Origin of the sequence: Mesorhizobium alhagi CCNWXJ12-2 (genome assembly GCF_000236565.1) — a bacterium.
Classification (GTDB): Bacteria; Pseudomonadota; Alphaproteobacteria; order Rhizobiales; family Rhizobiaceae; genus Allomesorhizobium; species Allomesorhizobium alhagi.
In genome coordinates this window covers 1-2538 of record NZ_AHAM01000157.1, presented here as the reverse complement: position 1 = coordinate 2538, position 2538 = coordinate 1, and the positions used below count along the sequence as shown (strand labels likewise).

At 63.4% G+C, this 2538-nt stretch carries 2 protein-coding genes; both read left to right on the top strand.

Annotated elements, in window-relative coordinates; translation table 11 throughout:
* A partial coding sequence (locus MAXJ12_RS18370) for a heavy metal translocating P-type ATPase (RefSeq protein WP_008837451.1) occupies positions 1-1078 on the top strand: 1078 nt, incomplete at its 5' end.
* Entirely contained in the window at positions 1075-2346 is a 1272-nt protein-coding gene (locus tag MAXJ12_RS18365; protein ID WP_050898848.1) for an MFS transporter, read from the top strand. The genes MAXJ12_RS18370 and MAXJ12_RS18365, both read left to right, overlap by 4 nt.
* Positions 2347-2538: the final 192 nt, after the last annotated feature.

The window sequence follows — 2538 nt, the reverse complement described above, 5'->3', positions numbered from 1 at the left end:
TACCGGTCTCGGAGCATCCAACGGTATCCTGTTCAAGAATGCGTCCGCTCTCGAAGATGCGACGAAACTCAATGTGATCGTCTTCGACAAGACCGGGACGCTGACCATGGGCCAGCCCAAAGTCGTCGAAATCGTTGAAGCGCCTGGTGTTTCGCCCGACGAGGTTCTGCAAATCGCGGCTGCGGTGGATCAGGGATCGGATCACCCGCTGGCCGTCGCCATCGTCGAGCGGGCCAAGGACCTGAAGCTTCCCAAGGTTTCGGGCTTTCTGAACATCGAAGGCAAGGGCGCCAGCGCCGCTATCGGGGGAGATCAGGTTTTCCTCGGCAACCGGCGCCTTATGGACGAGCAGAAGATCGACCTTCTGGCGCTCGGCGACAAGGCAGAAGCGCTCAAGGGCGAAGGCCGCACCGTCATTCACGTGGCGCGATCGGGAAAGCTTCTCGGGTTGATCGCCATCGCCGACGCCCCGCGCCCGACCGCCATCGCGACCATCAAGAAGCTCCACGAGCAGGGCGTCCGCGTCGCCATGCTCACCGGCGACAATGCCGGCACCGCCAAGCGCATCGCGAGCATTCTCGGCATCGACATCGTCCTGGCCGACGTCCTGCCGGGGCAGAAGGCCGAAAAAATCAAGGAGTTGCAGGGACAGGGCCTCAAGGTCGGCATGGTCGGCGACGGTGTCAACGACGCCCCAGCCTTGACGCAGGCTGATGTCGGCTTCGCGATAGGTGCAGGCACCGATGTGGCGATCGAGAGCGCCGACATCGTGCTGATGAAGAGCGATCCCTATGACGTGGTTGGCGCGATGACCTTATCGCGGGCCACGCTGCGCAAGATGCATCAAAACCTGTGGTGGGCGGTCGGCTACAATGTCATCGCGTTCCCACTCGCGGCAGGCGTGTTCTATCCCTTCCTTCTGAGCCCCGAGATTGCCGCGCTGGCAATGTCGGGCAGCTCGGCGCTGGTCGCCGTCAATGCGCTTCTGCTCAAGCGAACCAGGCTCGAGGGCATCCGTCCGGCCGCATCGACTGCCGCAAGCGCCGTTCATGAGCAGCCGACCGGCGCGCCGGCATGAGCGGGACCGCAAAACCTCCCCTGCCTTTGTCGTCGAGGGTTCTGGGCGCACTTCTGGCTTCGTCCTTCATCGTTGCGCTGGGCTATGGGATCGTCCTGCCGGTCCTTCCGACAATGGTCGAGCGGCTTGCAGGCTCCAGAGATCCGACATTCGCTGCACGGCACATTGGCTTTCTGACTGCTGCCTATGTCGCCGCACCACTGGCTGTCGCTTTCCTCTGGGGGCGGGTGTCGGACGTGGTTGGGCGCAGACCCATCCTTGTCGTCGGCTTGATTGGCTTTGCCGTCACCTTGGCGGCTTCGGCGCTCGCGCCGAACTTGCTGCTTCTTTATGTCGGACGAATCCTGAACGGCGGCTTCGCCGCCGCCGTAGTTCCCGCAGCCCTTGCGTTCATTGCCGAGACGGAAGGTGACGATGATCGCCGCGCCAGAACCTTTGGGTGGGTTAGCATGGCATCGATTGCAGGCTTCCTGCTCGGTCCCATGCTGGGCGGCCTCGCTGCCGGATGGGCTTTTGACTCGGGTAAGGCGGTGCCCCTCTTGCAGGCCGCCCCTTTTCTTCTTGCGTCGGGCCTCGCCTTGGCCGCGGCCGGCGGTGTGAGGTTGATCCTGCCTGGAGGCTTGGTGTCCGGCCAGCCTGTCGACACGAGGAACCGCGAAACAACGACGTTCGTACCCGGGGAGCTACGGCTGCTCGCCCTTGCCTCTGTGGCCGCAGCGGGACTTGGCGCATTCGAGGTCGGGCTCACGCTACGCAACGATGAACTCGCAATGAGCCCCGCCGAACTGGGTTTTACGTTCGCGACCTGCAGCGTGGTGATGTTTGCGGTGCAGGGGCTTGTCTTTTCGCCACTCGTCAAGCCGGCGGCGACGAAAGTGCTTGTAGCACCCGCCTTCCTGGTGATGGCGATCGGTCTGGCGGTAAGTCCATCAATCACCGCCTTCAGCGAGATGCTGTTCGCTGTGTCCGTCGTCGCCGCTTCCGCCGGGGTGATCAGTCCGCTGCTCGCCTTCTGGGTGTCGCGGATCACCGCGCGAAGTCAGGGCGTCGAACTCGGCATTCAGGCGGCAGCAGTGAGCCTTGGGCTGTCGGTGGGCTCCGCGGGCGCTGGTCTGCTGTTCGGCTTCAACGGCCTGCAAGGCGCCGGCTTCCTTGCAGCAGCCCTGGTGATGGCACTCGCTGCGACGGCAAGCCTGAAGCTGCCACGCCTGATCGCCCCTGTAACGGCTGATCCTCGTGCCGTTCCCGCCGGGAGGATCCCGGAATGATCCTTTTGCCTATTGTTCGGAGAGCCCCATGAATTCCCCAGCTTCGCTTCAATTTCTAGGCGCCGCCGGAACCGTAACCGGATCGCGGTACCTCCTCGAAACGGATGGACATCGCGTCCTCATCGACTGCGGTCTGTTTCAGGGCTACAAGCAGCTGCGTGATCGCAATCGCGCGGCATTTCCGGTGCCGCT